The organism is Sporolactobacillus sp. THM19-2 (assembly GCF_004153195.1).
GTDB lineage: Bacteria > Bacillota > Bacilli > Bacillales > Sporolactobacillaceae > Sporolactobacillus.
Genome location: NZ_SEMC01000004.1, coordinates 223,112 through 245,341, shown reverse-complemented (window position 1 = coordinate 245,341; position 22,230 = coordinate 223,112). Strand labels below are relative to the sequence as shown.

General features: G+C 45.0%; 17 protein-coding genes and 1 other RNA gene. 16 read left to right on the top strand and 2 right to left on the bottom strand.

The features are described 5' to 3' along the window. Window positions 1-331: 331 nt before the first annotated feature. The 4 genes from EWH91_RS05805 to EWH91_RS05790 all read left to right on the top strand — a co-directional run bounded on the left by EWH91_RS05805 (window position 332) and on the right by EWH91_RS05790 (window position 3,840). Window positions 332-544 (top strand): hypothetical protein, encoded by a 213-nt coding sequence (locus EWH91_RS05805; protein WP_240697269.1) that lies wholly within the window; start codon window positions 332-334, stop codon window positions 542-544. Between the two features lie 441 nt (window positions 545-985). Continuing rightward, a complete protein-coding gene (locus EWH91_RS05800) occupies window positions 986-1,225 on the top strand; it encodes a DUF255 domain-containing protein (RefSeq protein WP_129929091.1) in 240 nt (79 codons plus the stop codon). Window positions 1,226-1,260: 35 nt separating this feature from the next. Next, window positions 1,261-3,120 (top strand): thioredoxin domain-containing protein, encoded by a 1,860-nt coding sequence (locus EWH91_RS05795; protein WP_129929074.1) that lies wholly within the window; start codon window positions 1,261-1,263, stop codon window positions 3,118-3,120. A gap of 60 nt (window positions 3,121-3,180) precedes the next feature. Continuing rightward, window positions 3,181-3,840, top strand: coding sequence for an HAD family hydrolase (locus EWH91_RS05790; protein WP_129929073.1), 660 nt, complete (start codon window positions 3,181-3,183; stop codon window positions 3,838-3,840). A gap of 10 nt (window positions 3,841-3,850) precedes the next feature. Here EWH91_RS05790 and EWH91_RS05785 read toward each other — a convergent pair whose 3' ends face one another. Then, the gene (locus EWH91_RS05785; protein WP_129929072.1) at window positions 3,851-4,582 is read right to left on the bottom strand and encodes an SIR2 family NAD-dependent protein deacylase; all 732 of its coding nucleotides are present in this window, start codon (window positions 4,580-4,582) and stop codon (window positions 3,851-3,853) included. A gap of 158 nt (window positions 4,583-4,740) precedes the next feature. Here EWH91_RS05785 and EWH91_RS05780 point away from each other — a divergent pair, with 158 nt between their 5' ends. The 9 genes from EWH91_RS05780 (at window position 4,741) to parC (ending at window position 17,439) form a co-directional block, all read left to right on the top strand. Continuing rightward, on the top strand, window positions 4,741-6,999 hold the full coding sequence (locus tag EWH91_RS05780) for a DEAD/DEAH box helicase (protein ID WP_129929071.1): 2,259 nt from the start codon (window positions 4,741-4,743) through the stop codon (window positions 6,997-6,999). Between the two features lie 3 nt (window positions 7,000-7,002). Beyond that, a complete protein-coding gene (locus EWH91_RS05775) occupies window positions 7,003-8,295 on the top strand; it encodes a ribonuclease H-like domain-containing protein (RefSeq protein WP_129929070.1) in 1,293 nt (430 codons plus the stop codon). A gap of 85 nt (window positions 8,296-8,380) precedes the next feature. Continuing rightward, on the top strand, window positions 8,381-9,085 hold the full coding sequence (locus EWH91_RS05770; protein WP_240697268.1) for an SLOG family protein: 705 nt from the start codon (window positions 8,381-8,383) through the stop codon (window positions 9,083-9,085). 58 nt (window positions 9,086-9,143) lie between these two features. Then, entirely contained in the window at window positions 9,144-9,458 is a 315-nt protein-coding gene (gpsB, locus tag EWH91_RS05765; protein ID WP_129929069.1) for a cell division regulator GpsB, read from the top strand. Window positions 9,459-9,525: 67 nt separating this feature from the next. Beyond that, window positions 9,526-9,915, top strand: an RNA gene (rnpB, locus tag EWH91_RS05760) — RNase P RNA component class B. Window positions 9,916-10,117: 202 nt separating this feature from the next. After that, complete coding sequence (locus EWH91_RS05755) at window positions 10,118-11,269, top strand: THUMP domain-containing class I SAM-dependent RNA methyltransferase (RefSeq protein WP_129929068.1); 1,152 nt, start codon at window positions 10,118-10,120, stop codon at window positions 11,267-11,269. 160 nt (window positions 11,270-11,429) lie between these two features. After that, entirely contained in the window at window positions 11,430-12,941 is a 1,512-nt protein-coding gene (locus tag EWH91_RS05750; RefSeq protein ID WP_129929067.1) for a carboxypeptidase M32, read from the top strand. 59 nt (window positions 12,942-13,000) lie between these two features. Further along, window positions 13,001-14,992 carry a DNA topoisomerase IV subunit B gene (gene parE, locus EWH91_RS05745; RefSeq protein ID WP_165364251.1) on the top strand — a complete coding sequence of 664 codons (1,992 nt, stop codon included), beginning with the start codon at window positions 13,001-13,003 and terminating at the stop codon, window positions 14,990-14,992. After that, on the top strand, window positions 14,992-17,439 hold the full coding sequence (parC, locus tag EWH91_RS05740; RefSeq protein WP_129929065.1) for a DNA topoisomerase IV subunit A: 2,448 nt from the start codon (window positions 14,992-14,994) through the stop codon (window positions 17,437-17,439). The genes parE and parC overlap by 1 nt, the downstream gene beginning before the upstream one ends. On the opposite strand, the gene EWH91_RS05735 is transcribed toward parC, so the two are convergent. Continuing rightward, on the bottom strand, window positions 17,390-17,911 hold the full coding sequence (locus tag EWH91_RS05735) for a hypothetical protein (protein WP_206184285.1): 522 nt from the start codon (window positions 17,909-17,911) through the stop codon (window positions 17,390-17,392). The genes parC and EWH91_RS05735 overlap by 50 nt on opposite strands. A 736-nt stretch (window positions 17,912-18,647) precedes the next feature. Here EWH91_RS05735 and EWH91_RS05730 point away from each other — a divergent pair. From EWH91_RS05730 to EWH91_RS05720, 3 genes are all read left to right on the top strand, one after another. After that, window positions 18,648-19,658, top strand: a complete 1,011-nt coding sequence (locus EWH91_RS05730) for an NAD(P)/FAD-dependent oxidoreductase (RefSeq protein ID WP_129929064.1) — start codon at window positions 18,648-18,650, stop codon at window positions 19,656-19,658. Between the two features lie 194 nt (window positions 19,659-19,852). Then, window positions 19,853-21,082 (top strand): class I SAM-dependent methyltransferase, encoded by a 1,230-nt coding sequence (locus EWH91_RS05725; RefSeq protein WP_129929063.1) that lies wholly within the window; start codon window positions 19,853-19,855, stop codon window positions 21,080-21,082. A 285-nt stretch (window positions 21,083-21,367) separates the two neighbouring features. After that, a complete protein-coding gene (locus EWH91_RS05720) occupies window positions 21,368-21,832 on the top strand; it encodes a MarR family winged helix-turn-helix transcriptional regulator (protein ID WP_240697267.1) in 465 nt (154 codons plus the stop codon). The last annotated feature ends 398 nt before the right edge of the window (window positions 21,833-22,230 follow it).

The window sequence follows — 22,230 nt, the reverse complement described above, 5'->3', positions numbered from 1 at the left end:
TCTCTCCTTTAGAATTTGGTTTTTGGTTAACTCTATTCTAACTGAGATGATGGGCTCCGGCTCATTTTCTATGAAAAAAATGACAGAGACGAGAGAGAAATGAAATCCCGCTGTTTTTCTGGAGGGGGCTGGCCAGCCCCTCCAGAAAAACAGATTCCCTGCTCAACATTTTCTCATATTCAGAAACCCTTTTTACACAATTATACGGACTCAACTTGAACGTATGATACATACCCTTTTAAAAATGGAAAAAATCGAATGTATTTTATGACAGGAGCGCCGGGATGAAGTAAGATAATAGTGAAAACCATACTCAGGAGAAGGGGATTACATGAACTCAGATAAACATGTGCATGAATCAGAAAGTCTGTCTGATCTGAAGAAAGCAGTTCATAATCTGAGCGAAAAAGACAGGAAGAAATTGATGGACAGTGACCCCGAGGAGATTGCCGAAAGATGGGAAAAAATGTATGAAGTGCCGATTAAGCAAAGCCGGTTTTTAATGAACGATCTGTTCTTTAAACGTTCACACAAAAAGGATTAACCTGGAAGGGACTTATTTCCGGGGAAGGATCCTGACTGCCGTCTGGAAACAAAAGACCGCCGACAAAGTATCGACGGTTTTATTTTTGCAGCTTAAGTCATTTCTGTCTGATTGAAGTTTTGAATAATCGCTGTTCTTCCATTGCTTCAGAATGTTGGTGTATCCCGCTTAATCCCTCATTAACGGGCAGTAAGATCCCTGCTGATTGTATTTTTCATCCCCATCTTGTCGGAGGACGCCGCATATGGGTTTTTCTTAAGGAAGGTGCTCTATGACTGATCGTTTCAATTCGAAATATAACTGGCCATGATTAAACCATGATTTAGTAAAGCCCAAAATACTGATCGTAAAGATAAGCTCCTTATACGTGACAGTTTTTTGAATCAAATTAAGAATAATGAATGGTCTTATACCAAACGGAACAAACTATATCACAGTATTATGAAATCTGTTGTTTGGACGAGAAAACTGAGGAAGAATTCACTATCAAATTTAATTTGCAGAGGAGTAATCCATATGCCACATCAGCACAAATACACTAATGAACTAATCCATTCAAAGTCACCATATTTACTTCAACATGCGCATAATCCAGTCAATTGGATGGAGTGGTCACATAGGGCATTTAGAAAAGCAAAAAAGGAAAATAAGCCAATATTGGTCAGTATAGGCTATTCGTAGGGTGTGCCAAATCGACTTGTCACTGGTGTCATGTTATGGCAGCTGAATCCTTTGAAGATGAGGAAACTGCCGATCTTTTGAACAATAATTATATCTCAGTCAAAGTTGATCGGGAAGAGAGACCGGATATTGATGCAGTTTATATGAAAGTGTGCCAGGCATTGACTGGTCAGGGAGGCTGGCCGCTGAATGTTTTTCTGACGCCTGATCAAAAACCGTTTTACGCCGGTACCTATTTCCCGAAGAAGAGCGCTTATGGTCGCCCGGGCTTTAAAGATGTGTTACTCTCACTCAAAGAACAATACAACAGGAATCATGAGAAAATGGCAGAAATGGGTACGGAAATTGTCACTGCTCTGTCTCAGAGAACAAAAAGTCAGTCCACGTTGCAGGAAGAGACAATTCATCAGGCCTTTCAAAACCTGTCACAAAGCTTCGACAAGGTCTGTGGCGGATTCGGGAGAGCACCAAAATTTCCTGCACCACATCAGCTGATGTTTCTATTACGCTATGCGAAATGGACGGGGAACAGTCATGCAACAGAGATGGTGAAGAAGACGCTTGACGGGATGGCTGAGGGCGGAATTCATGATCATATAGGTGGGGGCTTTGCCCGTTATTCAACGGATGAACAATGGTTGATTCCACATTTCGAGAAAATGCTTTATGATCAGGCGATGCTGGCCCTTGCCTATACAGAAGCTTATCAGGTCACGAAGGACGAGGCTTATGAACAAATCATTGAAGATATTTTTTCATATTGTGAACGCGAGCTGCTTAGCACTGAAGGTGGGTTTTTCTGCGCTGAAGATGCAGATTCTGAAGGAGAGGAAGGAAAATACTATCTCTGGAGTAAGACAGAAATTCTTTCACTCCTTGGGAAACAGGAGGGGGAGGCATTCTGTGAGGCATACCGAATCACATCGGCAGGTAATTTTGCGGGCAGAAATATTCCGAACAGGATCGGGGTTAATCGGACACGAACAGGTCAAAATCCGGATGTGTTGTCAGAGCAATTTAAGCATGCAAAGGAAATTTTGCTGAAAGCGAGGAACCAGCGGGTTCATCCAGGTAAGGATGATAAAATGCTGACTTCATGGAATGCATTGATGATCGTGGCCCTGGCATATGCCGGAAAGACATTACATAAAAAACATTATGTCAACATGGCGGAAACCGTGTACCGTTTTATCAAAATAAAACTGATGAACGAAGGTAAACTCTTTGCCAGATTTCGCGAGGGCGAAGCCAAATTTTCTGCCTATCTGGATGATTATGCTTTTTTAGCTCTTTCGTGTGAGGCACTATATGAAGCTACTTTCCATGCCGGTTACTTGTCTGACATGAAAGAGCTCGCAGATCAGATGATCCGTCTGTTTTTTGATCACGCGGGGAGAGCTTTCAGGATGGCTTCAACCGAAGCTGAACAGCTGGTGCTTCAGCCGGAGGAAGCCGTAGACAGTGCCATTCCTTCAGGGAACAGTGCAGCCGTATGGGTGCTGCTCAAACTTGCAGAACGTACGGGGTCAGATCATTATGAAAAGTTAGCACAACAGGTTTTTACCTCGTTCTCAGACGAAATATCCACTTACCCGGCCGGTTATACGTCTATGCTGTCTGCTTTGATCTATCAGGTGTCAGGTCCGAAAGAACTGATTGTCCTGCAGGGGAACAAAGGTGAAGACACCAGAAAGGCATTGGACCGTCTTTTCGAATCCTTTCTTCCCGAATTGACTGTATTTTCAGGGGATCTTCAGCAGCTCACTGACTTTAATCATAATCTGGATATTTATTCAACCATAAGCGACAGGACGACTTATTTCTACTGTGAACAGTTTGCCTGCCATTTGCCGGTCACCAAATTGAGCGACCTGCTCGCTCAGTTACATGTATGACTCAAACGATCAGATATGATACCATTAAGTCATTGAGTAAATGGCAATGGAGGCATATAGATGGAATTTAAAACAGTACTGTTTGATTTTGATGGGACACTGGCAAATACACTGCCTTTGACCATTTATGGCATGCAGGAAGTTTTCAGAAAATATGACGGGCGGACCGTTGGTGATGACGGAATCGTCGCGATGTTCGGACCACCGGAAGAAGGAATGATCCGAAATAATTTTCAGCATCAGGAAAATGTGCATGACGCAATTGATTTGTACTACCGGATATATGAAAAAGAACATGCCCGCCTCGCAGGCGAAAATCCGAATATTGTTCGGCTCCTTCATGAATTACACAGGCAGGACATTCAGACAGGCGTCATTACCGGTAAAAGCAGGCGTACCTTTCAGATTTCCGAAAAAGCACTCGGATTTAAGGGCTTGTTTCAGAGTGTTGTCACAGGTGATGATGTTGACATTCCGAAGCCGGATCCGACCGGGGTCAGAAAGACATTGGAAAAATTTGATGCAAATCCTGAGTCTTCAATATATATTGGTGACAGTAATACGGATATAATGGCCGGTAAGTCGGCCGGAATCCATACAGCGGCGGTACAATGGCTGCCGGTATCCCAGTCGCATGAGTTTCCTGCCGGTCCGGATTTTATCTGGAAGAAAGTTGATGACTTTTTAAACCTTCTGGATAAGAATCGGTCAAAAGCCTGATGGATCATGATCATACTGTCGGTTGATCCGGGTCAAAATGTCTGAAGTCAGCTTGTATATAACGGTCAACACAGTCCATTTGAATCGCCGGACGATCATTGACGAGCAGGGTGGGTACGCCCTTCTTTTTCGCATAGTACGGGATCATGTTAGCGGGAGCGACGCCGAGTGAAGTACCGAGAATAAGCAGTCGGTCTGCATGATTCAACGCAGCTTCAGCCTCGTTAAAACCGTAGACAGCTTCACCAAACAACACGATATCCGGTTTCAGAATGTGTCCGCAGGTTCCACCCTTTTCATTCCGGGCGGAGCAATGTGGCACTTTTTGATTGCGAATATTTCCTGTTGCGTAGACCGTACCGCAGGACGGGCAGACGGTCTGTGTGAATGAGCCATGGATTTCTATAACATGACTGCTTCCTGCCCTGACATGAAGGCCGTCAATATTCTGTGTAATGACTGTAACGTTGTGTTTATCCTCGAGCTTTTGAATCCATCTGTGCACATTATTCGGCTTCGCCGTCAGCAAAAGATCGGCATCGAAAAGGTTCCAGTAGAAATTCCAGAATTTTTCAGGCTGATGCAGGTAATAGTTCATGGTAAGAAAACGCTCAACATCGTTATTCTGATAAAGTCCGTCAGGTCCACGGAAGGGGGGAATCCCTGAAGGCACGCTGACACCGGCACCGGTCAGAACCACAATATTCCTGTCTTTTTCAAGAAGTTGATTTATAGATTTCATTTCAGTCACCTTTTTTCTTCTTCTCAGTTAATTATATATCATACGAGTGCGGGATGGCGGTTTTTTATGGCGAACACCTATTCGATATGGTATAATACAGAGCAAGAGAGTCTGAGGCGGACAAATTCTGATAAATATTGTTTTCAGAGGTGATCAGAATGGATGTGCGGCAGTCCATAGCCGATCTGGCAAATGCACTGAAAAAAGATCCAAATGTTGTGCACTGGCATACCGTTCCCGGAAGAGCAGCCATTTCGTGCCCGTTCCCGGAACACATGGACTGGAGACTGCGCCGGGCGCTTGTTGAACGTGGGATCACTTCACTTTATACGCATCAGGCAGAAGCGTTTGAGACAGTGCTCAGCGGCAAGGACGTGGTGCTGGTCACACCGACAGCTTCAGGCAAAACTCTTTGTTATAATCTGCCGGTTCTTCAATCGGTACTTGATGATCCATCCAGCCGGGCACTGTATTTTTTCCCGACCAAAGCGCTGGCTCAGGATCAGAAAAACGAGATGGAAAAACTGATAAATGAAATTGGCGAACCCGTCAAGAGTTATACATACGACGGAGATACCGCCGGGGGTGTACGGCAGAAGATCCGCCGTGCCGGACAAATTGTGATGACGAATCCGGATATGCTTCACTCCTCGATCCTTCCTCATCACACGAAATGGTTTTCGCTTTTCGAAAATCTGAAATATGTCGTTATTGATGAATTGCATGTTTACCGGGGCGTTTTCGGAAGCCATGTTGCGAATGTTATCCGACGTCTGGAACGAATCTGCCGTTTTTACGGGAGTCATCCGCAGTTCATCTGTACATCGGCGACCATTGCCAATCCACGGGAACATGCGCAGGCACTGACAGGGCGAAAAATGGTTCTGATTGATAAAAATGGAGCTCCGTCAGTTAGAAAACACTTTCTTTTTTACAATCCGCCTGTCGTAAATAAACAACTGAATATTCGCGAAGATGAAATGATGGCCGTTAAGCAGCTCGCCAGCCGTTTTCTGAAGAACGAATTACAGACGATCATTTTTGCACCAAGCAGACTGAAAGTGGAACTGCTTGCCAGCCATCTTCAGGAGATAAACAGCGGCCGAAATCAGCGCGCCAGAATCTGTGCTTACAGAGGCGGCTATCTGCCTCTGGAAAGACGGCGGATTGAAAAGGGACTCAGAGACGGAGACATCATGGGCGTGGTCAGTACGAATGCGCTTGAGCTTGGCGTTGATATCGGGCAGCTTCAGGTTTGTATCATGACAGGCTATCCGGGCAATATGGCAAGTGTTCTGCAGCAGGCGGGCAGAGCAGGACGACGTACTGATGATGCCATCATCATCATGGTTGCCTCATCTAATCCGCTGGATCAGTATATGGTTAATCATCCGGATGATTTTTTTGCCAGAAAACCGGAGGATGTCCGTATTAATCCGGACAACCTGATGATTCTTGCTGATCATATCAAATGTTCCGCATACGAACTCCCCTTTAAGAAGGGTGAACGATTTGGCGATCAGCCGGCAGATGAATTATGCACATTTCTGGCAGATGAAGATGTCCTCCATTATCAGTCGGGAAAATGGTACTGGATGAATGATGCTTTTCCTGCAACGGAAATCAGTCTCAGATCCGCTGTGCAGGATTCTTTTGCGATTGTCGATATCACCGACAGAGGGCATGCTAAAGTGATCGGTGAAATGGATCGATTCGGCGCTATGACCATGCTTTACGAAGATGCGATATATATCCATCAGGGCATGCAGTATCATGTGGATCAGCTGGATCTTGAGGAACGGAAGGCATATATCAGACGTGTTCATGTCAATTATTATACCGATTCAGACCTGGCGGTGCAGCTGGATGTACTCGATACGGATGAAAACGGACAGGTTCCCGTATGCGAAGCTGAAAAACATTACGGAGATGTATCGGTCCGCGCTTTACCGACGGTATTCAAGAAGATTCGCTTTGAGACGATGGAAAATATCGGCTGGGGGCATATTCATCTTCCGGAGATGGAAATGCATACCTCCGCGGTCTGGATCAGTTTTCCTGAGATCTGGATTGACCGGTTTGGAAAAGATGTTTTTCAGGGGGTTCTTGTAGGCCTGAGCCATCTGCTTCGCCATGCGGCTCCTCTTTATGTCATGTGCGACCAGGCTGACCTGTCGGTTGTTCCAAAAATTAAAGCACCCCAAACAGGGAGCCCTGTGATTTTTATATATGATAAATATCCGGGTGGAATCGGCCTGAGCAGAAAGCTGTATGAGGCAATGCCTGAGCTTCTGGAAAAAGCCAGAGAGATGACTGCAACATGTCACTGCCAGACCGGCTGTCCGTCATGCATCGGGCTGGTCAGTGAAGGAAAAGCAGTTAAAAGTGCCTTACTTCGACTTTTGGGGGACCGATAAACCTTGTCATTAAAGCAAAAACTGCAGCTCTATAAGGAACAGCTCAGACAAGCGCAGCATATTCCGGAGAAGCCGGAGAAAAAGGCTGCTTCTGTCCATGAGGCTTCTGACTCCGCTGAAGGGGAAGCGGAAGTTTTTCGTGCAGCGAAAGATCTGAATGCCGATGTGCGTTATCTGGACCAGGAATTTACGCTGGTTCACACAGAACGGCTCAGTCTGGATACGCAACTGGGGCCCTGGAAGCCCCGGGACCTCTTCCAGTCTGTTTCCTCCTGGCAATCCGGACCAGGTATTCATCCGCTTTCAGCTAAAGGTCTTAAGGCTGAAGATCTGCTCTTCTTTGATACCGAAACAACGGGGCTTGCTTCGGGTACTGGTCAAATGATTTTTCTGATCGGACTCGCCCGGGTAACTGAGGAAGAAGTGATTCTGAAGCAGTACTTTCTCCCAGGGCCGGGACATGAAGCCGCGTTTTATTATGCGTTTTTGAGTGACTGCCGTTCACTGAAAAATCTGGTTACGTTTAATGGTAAAGCCTTTGACTGGCCCAGGGTCAAAACGAGGCATCGCTTCGTCCGGGATCAGGTTCCACGCCTCCCCGCCTTCGGGCATTTCGACCTTCTTCACGCATCCCGCCGTCTGTGGAAGAGTAAGCTTGATACGGTCCGGCTTCAGACGATTGAGCGAGAAGTTCTGTCTATGGGCAGAGCCCAGGATGTGCCCGGGAAGATGGCGCCCTTTCTGTACTTTCAGTTTCTCAAACATCCTGACGCTTCGCTCATCGCAGGTATTATGGAACATAACAGAGAAGATGTTTTGACACTTATTTCGCTTTATATCCATCTTTCCGGGAAAGTTCTCGGCATGATTTCTTCCAGTACGGATGAACAGTATCAGGAAGCGCGCTGGTTTGAACAGCTGGGTGAACGTGTTCGGGCGATCCATCTTTTCCGCTCGCTCATTCATTTACAGACACAGACAGGCGAAAGGGCGAAGGTGCACCTTGCACGGCTCTACAAAAAAGAAGGGCGCTATGCTCAGGCCCTGCAATTATTGACGTCTGCTATTCATCAGGGCATGGATCCGGATGACTCCGTCTATATTGATGCAGCCAAGCTGATGGAACACCAGTTTAAGGATTACCATGGAGCACTTGATTATACACAGCAGGCTATTCGTCTTCTGAAAAGTAAAATAGCCTCAGGTTCAGTTCGCGGGGCTGAACAAAAAATGGATAACTATCTTCGCCGGATCAATCGACTGGACGAAAAAGTTTTACGGGAAATGGTTCGGTAATTATTGCCCGGGCAAGCGCAAAATCAGCCTGTTCTCGGCAAAAACTGCGGCTTTCACAACAGCTTTTTCAAGTTTTCGACGTCATTTGACAAAAACAGTCTGCAGAAAGATCGGGGACCTGGCAGGGGCACGCTGTATTTCCGGGAATGATCGGCACATTAGCGAAAAGAAACAGTTTATTATCACCTTCAACGGAGGGGATGATTGTACGAAAGCAGATCATAAAGCCATACTGGTGACGGGCTATAAGGCTACTGAGCTGGGAATTCACAGTGAAGATCATCCGGGTATTTCGGTTCTTCGTTATTGCCTGAAGACCCATATGAGGAACCTCGTTGAAGAAGGTGCTGACTGGTTTGTGATCAGCGGTCAGGCCGGGATGGAATTATGGGCAGGTGAAACCTGCCTGGCGTTAAAAGAAGAGTATCCTGGCATCAGACTGGCGGTTCTGGCTCCCTTTCTTAATCAGAGCGAACATTATGCAGAATGGATGAAGGGACTCTATGAAAGGGTGTTAAGCAAAGCTGATTTTACACGGGCAATCAGTGAACGCCACTATGAACACCCCTGGCAGCTGCGGCAGAAAAACCAGTTTCTTGTTGACAAAACAGACGGAATGCTTATGGTTTATGATGAAGAAACACCCGGATCGCCTCGTTATTATCTTGAGGCTGCGCGAAGGAAGAGACGAACGTCATCCTATCCTGTTCAAATGATAAACCGTTTTGATCTGGAAGATGCATCAGTGGATATGCAGCAGCAAAATCCGGATTACTGGTCTCAGTCGTGATTGACAAGGAAGGGTAAATTTGAAAGAATAAAGAAAGATCCGAGCCGAGGTGAATGACATGGCGGAACAGAAGACAGTCAGACTGACAAAGAATGATATTCTGCATAAAGAATTTAAAACCAGTTTCCATGGTTATCAGCAGGAAGAAGTGGATCAGTTTCTTGATCTTGTAATTAATGACTATGATGTATTTAATGCTGAAATTTTACGCCTTCGAGAGGAAAACAAACGATTACGAAATGAACTTGTGACAGGAAGTGAGGAGTCAAAAAACCGGTCTTTTCTGGAAAACCAGGGACAGACGAATTACGATATACTCAAGCGGCTGTCCAATCTGGAGAAGCATGTTTTCGGCAGCAAACTGGGAGAATAATGAATCAGCAAATAAGGGTTGATTCTTTTCATTATATGGATTATAATCATTATCTGTGACATTGTTCGTGTTCGGGTGATCGCTGTATTCTTTAAAGAATATAGAGGAAAGTCCATGCTCGCACGGCCTGTGATGGCCGTAGTGTTCGTGCCTGGCCAAGTCATAAGCCAGGGTAGTCTGGATTTATCCGGGCTAACGGCAGAAGAACAGCCTGTGTCCACTGTGGATATGGCTCAGTATTCTTGAAAGTGCCATAGTGACGAATTCTTCTGGAAACGGAAGAAGTGGAACGCGGTAAACCCCTCGAGCGGGAAACTCAAACTTGGTAGAGGAACCCTTTGGAAGGAATCAAACGGAAAAAGGGACAGAGTTCATTCTGTAGATAGATGATTGCCGCTTTTGTACGAGGAGCTGTTGCTCTGATTGAGTGCGAAAGTACAGAACATGGCTTACAGAACATGAATAATGCATTTATTGAAAAAAAGCCCTTTATGGGCTTTTTTTATTAGACTTTAAAGAAGTATACAATTTTTGAAAAAAAGGTTCAGAAAAACCAGGCCTCTGGCAGCGCCTTCGACTTGCCAGTCGGCACGTTTTTCTTCAGAATAATTGACGCACTCGGATTTTTAAAGGACTGTGCGTTCCGGGAGGAAATGGGTGTGGCAGGCGAACTGACACTGATTGCAACAACAGCGATGGGCCTTGAATCTGTTGCTGCAGAGGAATTGAGAAGATTAGGTTACCAGGACTTACAAGTGGAGAACGGAAAAATTACATTTCCGGCTTCTCCTCAAGATATATGCCGGACGAATCTCTGGCTGAGAACAGCGGACCGCATTCGCCTGAGGATCGGGATGTTCAGGGCAACCACCTTTGACAGCCTGTTTGAACAAACCAAAGCGCTTCCCTGGCCGGACATTTTACCGGAAGACGCAGCCTTTCCAGTCACCGGAAAGTCGCATAAATCGATTTTACACAGCGTGCCGGATTGCCAGTCCATTGTAAAAAAAGCCATTGTTGAGTCTATGAAGATGCGCTACAGAAAATCATGGTTTGATGAGCAGGGACCGCTGTATAAAATTCAGGTTGCTCTGGAGAAAGATATTGCAACGCTGTCCATTGATACAAGTGGGGACGGTCTGCACAAACGTGGTTATCGGCAGTTACACAGCCTTGCTCCCTTAAAGGAAACTCTGGCGAGTGCGATGATCCTGCTGAGCCGGTGGACACCTGACCGTCCTTTGGTGGATCCATTCTGTGGATCAGGGACGATTCCCATTGAAGCAGCGATGATCGGTCAGAACATCGCACCAGGGTTTAACCGGTCATTTATTTCCGAACAGTGGTCGATCGTCTCCGCAGCACACTGGACCGCCGCACGTGAAGAAGTGGAAAATCTGGCCAATTATGACCAGCTACTGGACATTAACGGCAGCGATATTGACCATAAAATGGTCGAACTGTCTGAACATAATGCGCGTGAGGCGGGATTAAGCGGCCTGATCACTTTCAAACAGATGCAGGCCGGGGATTTTACAACAAAAAAGGGATCAGGATACATGATCGGAAATCCCCCCTACGGGCAGCGAATCGGTGACAGAGAGCAGATTGAAAGCATTTGCCGTGATCTTGGCAGGATTTACAGAGCTTATGAGACGTGGTCTTTTTACTTCATTTCAGCCTGTGAAGATTTTGAGAGACTTTTCGGTCGTAAAGCCAGTAAGAAGAGGAAATTGTACAACGGCCGAATACGAACAGATTATTATCAGTATTTTGGAAGAAAGCATCCCTTTTCTGAAAAACATCATTAACGGATGGATTTTTCAGCAATTCAGGTATGAAATTTCATTCTTCAGGTCACAACGGCCTGGAGCAGGATATATAAAGATGCAGATCGAACATAGACAGAGGCGGTAATTTGCGCTAAATTAAATAATCAATAAGATAAACATGGGAAAAGAGTGGAATATCATGACCGTTGAAGAGACTGTCAACTCCTATAGACAGTATGTAAAAAAGATTATGGATTTCAACGAAGCGATTGCCCTTGCAGAGTGGGATATGCGAACGGGCGCGCCGGTAAAAGGAATTTCTCAGCGATCAGAGGTTGTCGGGACATTATCTGATGAAGTATTCAAACGATCGATCTCAGACGAAATGAAAACGTATCTTGATGTACTGACAGATTCATCTGTTCAGGACAAACTGGACAGGGTAACCCGGCGGATGGTGGAAGAATCCAGGAAGACCTTTAACCGATTTGAACATATTCCGGCGGAGGAATACAAGGCTTATGTCATTTTGCAGTCGGAAGCACAAAGCGTCTGGCAGGAAGCTAAGGCTAAAAGTGACTTCAGACAGCTCCAGCCTTATCTGGAAAAAATCGTTGATTTTAAGAGAAAGTTCATTGAATATCAGGGCGTAAAAGAAAATAAATATAATACCTTGCTTGATTTATATGAACCGGGACTGACAACGGAAATTGTTGATGGGGTATTCAAAAGACTGCGCGAGGGGATTGTTCCCATTGTGCAGTCCGTCTGTGCGTCAAAGGATCAGCCGGAAACAGGTTTCCTTCATAATCACCTCCCTGCCGATAAATTAAAGGCATTCTGTCTTCATCTTCTGAAGGAAAATGGTTATGATTTCAATGCCGGGCGACTTGATGAGACGGAGCACCCGTTTGAAATTACGCTGAATCCCGGTGATGTTCGTGTAACGACGAATTATCAGGAAGATGACTTTATGTCGACCGTACTGGGTACCATTCATGAGGGGGGACATGCACTGTATGAGCAGCACATTTCTCGTGAACTGGTCGGTACATCACTGTGCGAAGGGACTTCAATGGGAATTCATGAATCACAGTCCCTTTTTTTTGAGAATTTTATCGGGCGAAGCAAAGCTTACTGGGCGCTGCATTTCAGTGAACTGAAGAAGTTCGCCTCCGGTCAGTTTGACTCAGTATCGCTTGACGACTTTTACAGAGCGATTAATGTATCCCATCCCTCGCTGATTCGTACACTTGCAGATGAACTGACTTATCCGCTCCACATTATGGTGCGTTATGATATTGAAAAGGAGCTTTTTAACGGGAATCTGGAAGTCAGTGAACTCCCGGGTGTCTGGAATGACAAAATGAAGGAATATCTGGGCATAATGCCGGATAATGATCGGGAAGGCGTCCTTCAGGATATTCACTGGCCAGGCGGAGATTTTGGCTATTTTCCTTCTTATGCACTGGGTTATGTTTATGCGGCTCAGTTTAAGCATGCGATCCTTAAGGAACATCCGGACTTTGATGACCTTGTTTCTGAAGGACATCTTTCGGTCATCACAAAGTGGCTTACGATGCATATCCATAGATTTGGCAGCTTGAAAAAGCCGTTTGAAATACTGCATGATGCGACAGGTGAAGGACCCAATCCAGAATATCTGATTTCTTACCTGAGTGATAAGTACAGCAGAATATACAATTTTTAAATAAGTGCATGTTCATCCGGATACTATTTTTGCAAGCTTGATTGATTTGGCTGCCGGATATGAAAGGGGTTTTTTATTTGGCTGGAAACGCATCGGCATATAATGACGACACGATTCAAATCCTTGAAGGCCTGGATGCTGTCAGAAAACGTCCGGGAATGTATATTGGTTCGACGGATGCAAAGGGCCTGCACCATCTGGTCTATGAAATAGTGGATAACGGTATCGATGAAGCGCTCGCCGGGTATGGCAACAAGATTCTGGTACGCATCCATAAGGATGGGAGTCTAAGTGTCCGTGATTTTGGCAGAGGCATGCCGACAGGAATGCACAAAACCGGGAAACCCACTGTTGAAGTCATCTTCACGGTGCTGCATGCGGGAGGAAAATTTGGTCAAAACGGCGGATATAAGACGAGTGGCGGTCTTCATGGCGTGGGCTCTTCAGTCGTTAATGCACTCTCGGAATGGCTGGAGGTGACCGTCTGGCGTGATGGCTCCATTTTCAGACAGCGTTTTGAGAAGGGGGGGCATCCGGTCACCACTTTAGAGAGAATCGGAACCACCAGGGAGACGGGTTCTCTCGTTCATTTTAAACCGGACAGCTCCATTTTCAGCACAACGTCTTTTAATTTTGATGTGCTGAGCGAACGTCTGAGAGAATCTGCTTTTCTTCAAAAGGGCATGACCATCGTTCTTACCGACGAACGTTCCGATAAAGAGGAAGTATACAAGTATGACGAAGGAATTAAAGAATTCGTTGCCTATCTGAACGAGGATAAGGATGTTCTTCATCCGGTCGTTGCTTTTGAAGGTAAAGCCGGCGAAATGGAAGTGGATGTCGCTTTTCAATATAATGACGGCTATTCGGAAAATCTGATTTCATTTGTCAATAATGTGCGCACCAAAGATGGCGGAACACATGAGTCGGGGTTCCGTACAGCGCTGACACGTGTCTTTAATGACTTTGCACGAAAAAAAGGTTTCCTTAAGGAAAAGGATAAAAATCTTGACGGCAGTGATATTCGTGAAGGATTTATGGGCATTGTTTCTGTACGGATCCCTGAGTATCTGCTGCAGTTTGAAGGACAGACCAAGGAAAAACTGGGCACTGCCGAGGCACGTTCGGCCGTTGACACCGTTGTCTCGGAACAACTTTCCTATTTTCTCGAAGAAAACCCGCAGATTAGTGACAAGCTGATACGCAAAGCCGCGCGTGCACGTAAGGCAAGAGTTGCGGCGAGAAAAGCCCGTGAGGATGCTCGAAACGGAAAGAAGTCGCGTCGCAGGGAAACTGTTCTGAGCGGGAAGCTGACTCCTGCCGCTTCAAAAAATGCGGATCGCAATGAATTATATCTGGTCGAAGGGGATTCTGCCGGTGGCTCGGCAAAACAGGGGCGTGACCGTAAATTTCAGGCGGTGCTTCCTCTGCGCGGGAAAGTCATTAATACCCAAAAAGCGCGCCTCGAAGATATCCTGAAAAATGAGGAAATTAATACAATCATTTATACCGTCGGTGCAGGTGTTGGTGCAGATTTTTCATTGAAAGACAGTAATTATGACAAAATTGTTATTATGACGGATGCAGATAATGATGGAGCACATATTCAGGTTCTGCTGCTGACTTTCTTTTATCGTTACATGCGGCCGCTTATTGATGCCGGAAAGGTGTTTATCGCGCTTCCCCCGCTATATAAAGTCAGCAGGGGCACCGGTAAAAAAGAAGTGGTCGAATATGCCTGGGATGATAAAGATCTTAAGGATGCGATAAAACGGGTCGGTAAGGGCTACACCATTCAGCGCTACAAAGGTCTTGGTGAAATGAATCCCGATCAGCTCTGGGAAACGACCATGAATCCGGCTTCCCGTACGCTGATTCGAGTGAAAATTGATGATCAGGCCTATGCAGAAAGACGTGTCACCACCCTGATGGGAGATAAGGTCGAACCCAGGCGGAAATGGATCGAATCACATGTGGCTTTTGGTCTGGATGAGGAGACGAATATTCTTGAGAATGAGAACCTGACAGTTGTGAAAGGTGATGATCAATGATGCCGGAACGGGAAAAACTGCTTGATCTGCCGCTTGAAGAGATCATCGGCGATCGATTCGGTATATACAGCAAATATATTATTCAGGAACGGGCCCTTCCGGATGTGCGCGACGGTTTAAAACCTGTTCAGAGACGTATTTTATATGCTATGTTCCGTGAAGGTAACACCAGTGACAAACCCTTCCGTAAATCGGCGAAAACAGTCGGTAATGTGATCGGTAATTACCATCCGCACGGAGATTCTTCAGTTTACGAAGCCATGGTACGGATGAGTCAGGATTGGAAAGTCAGGATGCCGCTCATTGAGATGCATGGAAATAACGGAAGCGTTGACGGTGACCCTCCAGCAGCCATGCGTTATACTGAAGCACGCCTGTCAAAAATTTCAGCTGAACTGACTCGTGATCTTGATGCTAAGACTGTAGACTTTGTTCCAAACTTTGATGATTCACTCGAAGAGCCTATCGTTTTTCCAGCCAAATTTCCTAACCTGCTTGTCAACGGATCGACAGGTATTTCGGCAGGTTATGCGACGGAAATCCCGCCACATGCACTGGATGAAATTATTGATGCAACAATTATGCTGATGGAAAAACCATCCAGCACTGTCGAGGATCTGATGACGGTGGTGAAAGGACCGGATTTTCCTTCAGGAGGTATTGTACAGGGGATCGACGGTATCAAAAAAGCGTACCGCACCGGAAAAGGGAAAATCATGGTTCGTGCCCGCACCCGGATAGAGACCCTCCGTACGGGGAGAAAGCAGATTATCATCACCGAACTGCCCTATGAAGTCAACAAAGCGTTACTGATTAAAAAAATGGATGAGCTTCGTCTGGATCATAAAGTGGAAGGTGTCGCAGAAGTCCGTGATGAGACCGATCGAACCGGCATGCGGATGGTTATTGAGCTGAAGAAGGGAGCAGACGCCCAGGGTGTTCTGAATTACTATTACAAAAACACGGATCTGCAGATCTCATATAATTTCAATATGGTGGCCATCGATCACAAGACCCCGCGTCTGCTTGGCCTCAAGGAAATTCTTGAAGCTTATATCGAACATCAAAAAGAAGTGATCACCAGACGAAGTCAGTATGAACTTCAGAAGAGCAGAAACCGCCAGCATATTGTTCAGGGGCTGATCAAGGCGGTTTCCATCCTCGACGAAGTGATTCGTGTGATCCGGGCGTCAAAGGACAAGAAAAACGCCAAAGAAAATCTGATTGAATCATTCGGATTTACGGAGCCTCAGTCAGAGGCCATCGTCAATCTGCAGCTCTACCGGCTGACCAACACAGATGTTCTGACGCTCAGAAAAGAAGAAGAGGAACTGATGCGGACCATTAAGCGCCTGGAAGGGATCCTTTCATCAGAGAAGAAACTGATTGGTGTTATTCGCAGAGAATTAACAGAAATCAGGAAAAAATATTCGGATCACAGGCGAACCACTATTGAGGATAAAATTGAAGAAATTAAAATTGATCTGGAAGTCATGGTGGCATCAGAAGATGTGATGGTCTCATTAACCAAACATGGCTACATAAAGCGTTCAAGCCTCAGGTCGTACAACGCGAGCAGTGGTGATGATGTTGCAATGAAAGAAACAGATCATGTTTTATTTCAGCAGCGAATGAATACAACCGATACCTTACTGGTTTTCACTGATAAGGGGAGGTATTTGTATCTACCCGTTCATGAGATTCAGGATAAACGGTGGAAGGATCTGGGGCAGCACGTAGCCAGTCTTGTTCCGATTGATCCTGATGAAGAACTCATTGGCGCTGTCCCCGTTCATGATTTCGATCAGGAAGCACGTTTCCTCACCTTTATTACCCGGAAGGGCATGGTGAAAAGAACAGAACTTGCTGAATATCAGGCGCAGCGTCGATCCAAACCATTAAGTGCGCTCCGTTTAAAAAAGGAAGATGTCTGTCTGAAGGTCTTTCTCACAGGGGGAAAGACGGATATTCTGGTGGCGACCCGGGCCGGATACGGTCTCCGTTTCGCAGCAGAAGAGGCTGGATCAGTTGGTTTAAGAGCAACTGGTGTGAAAGCGATACAGCTGAAACCAGATGATGAGGTTGTTGGAGCAATCGCTGTGGATACCGATCGTTCACCGGATCTTTTCATCGCAACAGACAGAGGATCAGTGAAAAAAATGCGGATTGAACAGCAACTTGAACAAAGCACCCGTGCCAGACGTGGTCTTGTGATGCTTCGTGAGCTGAAGACAAAGCCGCATCGGATTGCCGGTATTGAGCAGGTCACAGACCAGGATATCATCTGGCTGTCTACAGATAAGGGAAAGGTCGTCTCTATAAAGTCATCAGATATTCGTGAATCGGATCGGTACAATAATGGTTCCTTTATATTTGATCAGGATGAAGATGGGACAGTTACCGAAATCTGGAAGGATCTTGCAGCCCGGCAGGAGGACCAGGATTAACCTCGCCTGCTCTGCTTTGGATGAAGCAGTAATGATACAGCATCGTCAGACTGAGCACAAAAAGATAGACGACCAGTGAGTAATACATTTGATAACCGTTCCGGTAGTGATACACTTTTGCGTGCCAGGACAGGGCTTCAGCAAACAATGAGAAAACAGCCCATACCAGAATATAGATCATCGCGGTCCACCGTCTTTTTTTAATCAGTGAATAACCATAATTAAAGAAATAAGCAAAGGGTGCGTACATCACATGTGAGAGAAAATCCCAAGGTCCATGCTGGCCTGAATCATTAACGTCGTAGTAATTGAACGGCTCAATACAAAGCGTGTAATCAAACAGGGACACGAAATAAACACTAATAAGGAGCATCACCAGTGTCTGAGGTCGCGTAAAGCGTTTGGGCAGAAGAAAGAAAATGAGATAAGCGGTTATACCGGTGATTAATATAAACCACTCGTTCGAAGTCAACAGGTGTCCCTTCATTTTACTGACTTCTTCCCGGTATTTGTATGGGCTCCGGTCTCAGAGTCAGACAGAACTCTGAAACTTTTCAGTAAGAAATAAAGCAGCAATAAATATGCTGAGAAAAAAAGGACCAGAATGACGACAGGAACATCGCGAATGACCGTATGCTCTTTTTCCATGAGTGTATACACAGTGAAACCAGCGACAGAGACGGCGTACCAGATAATCCGTGAGCGGAAACGAATCAGCAATTGGCTGATATTCAATATTAAAAGCGTTGACAGTGGATAAATCATATTTCGATTCAAAAAAAACGGGAAAAATTCCTGAAGTGAAAATGGCTTTTGGCGGATATCAAGGTATCTGTCATTGGCCATGGGTATTATGATCGTCATCAGCAAAAGAGAGCTTGTCAGAAATATAAAAAGTATCTCCTCTCTGGTCATTTTTTTGGGAATAAAAATGAATACATTGATGAGAAGCCATAAGAAACACAGGTTTGTCGCCAGAATCATGGTTGGATCATTCCTTATCACTAGATATAGCCTTTTTTATCATGGTCTATTTTTGTGAAATTAATCATCGTACAGACGGGTACCTGGTTCACCGATATGTGATTGTTGTTGTTGCCTCTTTTGAATATAAGGCAGTACAGTGGTATCCACCTGTAAACTTGTTTAAAATGTAAATGAGATAAATTAAACGAAATGAAGGTTTCATTTCCAGTGGAGGGGTCATATTGTCAGAACGTGATGATCTTTTTGATATAACAATAATCGGAGGAGGACCAACCGGCCTGTTTGCCGCTTTTTATGCCGGGCTGAGACAGATGAAAGTCAAAATTATCGAAAGCCTCCCTCAGCTTGGCGGACAATTGGGCACACTCTATCCTGAAAAAGATATATTTGATGTTGCCGGCTTTCCAAAAATAAAAGCAAAGGAACTCGTGAAAAAACTTGAAGTTCAGGTACGCCATTTTCATCCGGAAATTGTTCTGGATGAACGGGTAACCGATCTGAAACGTCAGAGTGACGGGACACTTGTTCTCGAGACGGAGTCGGGAACCCCTCATTTATCGCGTACGGTGCTGATAACGGCAGGCGTCGGTGCCTTTGCACCCAGACCGCTCAAAGTGAATGGGGCAGATAAATATGTTGATAAAAATCTCCATTATTATGTGAATGATATACAGATCTTTAAGGATAAGCGTGTGGTCATCCTTGGTGGTGGAGATTCAGCTGTAGATTGGGCGAATACACTCGAACCGGTTGCAAAAAAAATTACCATAGTTCACCGGAGAAACCAGTTTCGTGCGCATGAAACCAGCGTAAAGCAGATGAAACAGTCTTCTGTTCAAATTGTGACTCCTTTTACTGCAAAGTCACTGGTCGGCAACGAGCATGCCATTGAAAAGCTGGTTGTTCAGGAAGTCAGAGGGGATCGTGAACTCGAATTGCCTCTGGATGACTTGATTGTCAATTATGGTTTTATTTCTAATATTGGCCCCATTAAAAACTGGGGAATGGAGCTGGAAAAGAATTCGATTGTGGTCAATACGAAGATGGAGACAAGCATTCCCGGTGTTTATGCTGCAGGTGATATCAGCTCTTATCCTGGAAAAATTAAATTAATTGCAACGGGATTTGGTGAAGCGCCAACAGCAGTAAATAATGCGAAACACTTCATTGACCCGGATGCCCGAACTCAGCCAATGCACAGTTCGAGTTCCGGAGAACTGTTCTCAAAATAACCGGTCATTGATTTTTGATCCGATATGGCCCGACATTTGTTAACAAAAAATAATGCCGGGCCATTTTTATTTTTATTGAGAATAAACATGATGCCGAGCTGGCATTGTTCTAATTATGGCTGCTAAACATGAGCGGCGTTGATATGCCTCTGTTATCGGTCATCAGCTTATTTGAATGAGAAGGAGACTCACTAATGTGTAACCGGGAACAATTATATTCACAGACATGGGACAATGCGCTGCTGACCGTTGTTCATCTCATCGAACAAGAGAAAGTGGCTTATACTCTGATTGGTGAAAGTGCACTGGTTATTCAGGGGATCCGTCCCGATCCGATCTGTGGTAAGATTGAAGTTTCAGTACAGTGGGATGCTTTTGCAAGAATTCGTGAAGTTTTTACGGCTTATATGCCTGAAACGACAGTAAAGCGAAAAAGAACAGCTTCTTTTACGTTCACAATCGATGCTGTTCAAATAGAGATCAGCTGTCATTTTGGGACTGTGATCCGTACTGATCCTGACCGTATATTCATATTACGGGGGGATCAGAAGATTTTTGTGAAATCACCGGATGCCTATCTTCGCAGTTTCAGTCCGACACACCGTTTTTACAAGGCAACAAAAAAATATTTATGTAAACTTCAAAATTCTGATTCGGGATTAAATCGTCAGGCGTGGAACGAGGAAGCCTACCAGGCATGGATAGGCCGTTTTGGAACACCGGAAGAAGCAGCTGCCAGGATTCGCAGAGATCCGGAAGGACGTCTGCTGCGTCTTATCCCATATTTTGATTCAAAAAGGATCAAAGGTAAAAAGGTGATGAACCTGCTGGGTTCGCATGGAGAAAAGGCGCTGGCACTGACGCTTCTTGGAGCTGAAGTGACTGTGGCAGACATTTCTCAGGAAAACGCCACATATGCCAGACGGACTGCTGAAGCACTCGGCGTTACCATTCAGTATGTGGTTTCTGATGTATTACGTCTTCCGGAACAAATCAGACGTCCTGTATACGACATCGTACTTATGGAATTTGGGGTTCTTCATTATTTTGTTGATCTTGCCCCGCTTGCACAGCTCGTTTATGACCTGCTAAAGCCGGGAGGACGTCTGATTCTGCAGGAGTTCCATCCGATATCAACAAAACTTGTAACCACCAGGGGAAAGCGTCAGATTGTATTTGGTAATTATTTTGACAAGTCCTTCAGGGAGAGAGAAGTTGCCTATGGGAAACACCTGCCCTCGGACGATCAGGTGACCTTACGAAAAAGAGTGACCCTGAGAGAATGGACACTGGGGGAAACAGTCACAGCATTTGCCTCGACCGGACTGCGTGTGGAGCGTCTGGATGAAGCGCCAAATACGAAGATCAGTGATATTGGCCTCCCCAAAACATTTACTCTGCTTTGTTCAAAAAATGTTGAATAAAAAGTTCAGCTCACGGAACTATGAAAGTGCATGATGCCTGCAGTAACAGCCGGTACATGGATACGAGGAAGTACAATCCTCAAAAACTTTGGTATGCTTAAGTCTTATAATTCTTGGTAAGCGCTGTCACCACCTTAACTGGGCGGATTTGAATTTAGAAAGGTAAACGGTGAGAAAAGAGTACGTGTATCGGATGCTCCTGGGCTACGGTTATTTCAGAAAATTCATCATATCATTGATTAACTGACATTTTTACACGAAATGGATCATGAAGAAGGTGAAACTGTGAAGGAAAAGTCAGCGGATCATTATTCTGAAAAACGGAAAAAGACCGGACTGGAACTGTGGATGACGTTATCACAGATCTACCATATTCAGGCAAATGCTTATGGCAGATTTCTTCAGAAATGGGGAATATCACTCCCTCAATACGAACTTCTGGTTCAGATTGAGAGGAAACAGCGCCTGTCCCAGAAAGAACTTGCCGCACAACTGTCTGTATCAAAAGGGAATATTACACAGCTACTTGGCCGACTGGAGAAATTGGGTTATGTCACACGTGAAAAGGAATGGAAAACAAAATATGTTTCACTGACTGAAAAAGGCCATGCACTGTATGCATCAATTATTCCCGAACAACGGGTTTTCCTTGCCTCTCAATTTCATACCCTGTCAAGAAAAGATCAAAAAGCACTGATAAAATTATTAAAAAATATTAAAGGGGCCAGCGATGAGGATACAATAAAATAAGGAGAATATATGTGTTAAATAAACGTATGTTTAATGTATAAGTTCTCCTTTTTTAACGGGATTCCTCTATGTTCTGAAAATGGACTGGATTTATTTACAGATTTCTAAATGATGAACCAGGTTTTGTACCTGGTTTTTTGTGCTGTCCGGACTGGAAGGGAGATGAATCTTTCTGGCTGGCAGTGGCAGGAAAGGTCAAATTTGTCTGTCAAATGATCACGGAATGAGTTCTTATTTTGAGACAGTGACTCATTTGACTGCTTTACTTTGCCCTTTTTTTCTGTTGATATTTTTCAGGCAGGCACCCACCAATGTAAGGGAATCATCGATTTAAAAAGTTTGTTCTACCGATTTTTTCAGTGATTCAGACAACTCGAACCCCGTTCATAAACTTCCCT

What these genes read in the sequence shown, in the direction of transcription:
- EWH91_RS05790 (WP_129929073.1), top strand. Translation starts at nt 3,181, where the DNA reads ATGGAATTTAAAACAGTACTGTTTGATTTTGATGGGACACTGGCAAAT.
- parE (WP_165364251.1), top strand. Translation starts at nt 13,001, where the DNA reads ATGAAAGGGGTTTTTTATTTGGCTGGAAACGCATCGGCATATAATGAC.
- EWH91_RS05780 (WP_129929071.1), top strand. Translation starts at nt 4,741, where the DNA reads ATGGATGTGCGGCAGTCCATAGCCGATCTGGCAAATGCACTGAAAAAA.
- EWH91_RS05725 (WP_129929063.1), top strand. Translation starts at nt 19,853, where the DNA reads ATGTGTAACCGGGAACAATTATATTCACAGACATGGGACAATGCGCTG.
- EWH91_RS05800 (WP_129929091.1), top strand. Translation starts at nt 986, where the DNA reads ATGAAATCTGTTGTTTGGACGAGAAAACTGAGGAAGAATTCACTATCA.
- EWH91_RS05785 (WP_129929072.1), bottom strand. Translation starts at nt 4,582, where the DNA reads ATGAAATCTATAAATCAACTTCTTGAAAAAGACAGGAATATTGTGGTT.
- EWH91_RS05795 (WP_129929074.1), top strand. Translation starts at nt 1,261, where the DNA reads ATGGCAGCTGAATCCTTTGAAGATGAGGAAACTGCCGATCTTTTGAAC.
- parC (WP_129929065.1), top strand. Translation starts at nt 14,992, where the DNA reads ATGCCGGAACGGGAAAAACTGCTTGATCTGCCGCTTGAAGAGATCATC.
- gpsB (WP_129929069.1), top strand. Translation starts at nt 9,144, where the DNA reads ATGGCGGAACAGAAGACAGTCAGACTGACAAAGAATGATATTCTGCAT.
- EWH91_RS05805 (WP_240697269.1), top strand. Translation starts at nt 332, where the DNA reads ATGAACTCAGATAAACATGTGCATGAATCAGAAAGTCTGTCTGATCTG.
- EWH91_RS05750 (WP_129929067.1), top strand. Translation starts at nt 11,430, where the DNA reads ATGACCGTTGAAGAGACTGTCAACTCCTATAGACAGTATGTAAAAAAG.